General features: G+C 43.8%; 1 protein-coding gene. It reads left to right on the top strand.

Annotated features, from left to right (window positions below; genetic code table 11):
* Position 1 precedes the first annotated feature (1 nt).
* On the top strand, positions 2-525 hold a 524-nt coding region (locus ACEN31_RS11630), incomplete at its 3' end, for an IS30 family transposase (RefSeq protein ID WP_407109487.1).

The raw sequence follows: 525 nt of genomic DNA on the forward strand, positions 1-525 counted from the left end.
GGTGATGATAGAATCATATTACCACCAACATATTCCGGTCTCGACCATTGCCAGTCGTTTAAAACGTTCTAGAACACCCATTTATAACGTCATCAACTTCTTAAAAGAGGGCCATACCGCCATTGAGTATTACCAACAATATAAGAAAAACAAACAACGGTGTGGTAGACGTAAGTGTGTCCTTCCTGCAGACCAACAAGTCTACATTAAAGAAAAAGTCTCACAGGGCTGGACACCCGATGTCATTATCGGGCGTAAAGAAAAACCCATTGACTGTTCCATGCGGACGCTTTATCGGCGTTTCAAGGAAAAGGTGTTCGATGAAAAAACCTTACCCATGAAAGGAAAACGTAAGCCAAATGGGCATCAAGAACGTCGCGGAAAACAAGCCTTCAAGCGAAATATCGTGGAAAGAGAGGTAGACTATCCAGCGTTCACCGAAGAATTCGGTCATCTCGAAGGAGATACCATTGTGGGTGTTCACCACAAGAGTGCTGTTATCACGCTAGTAGAGCGTCTTTCCAA

This window comes from Ruoffia sp. FAM 26255, from assembly GCF_045528525.1.
Classification (GTDB): Bacteria; Bacillota; Bacilli; order Lactobacillales; family Aerococcaceae; genus Ruoffia; species Ruoffia tabacinasalis.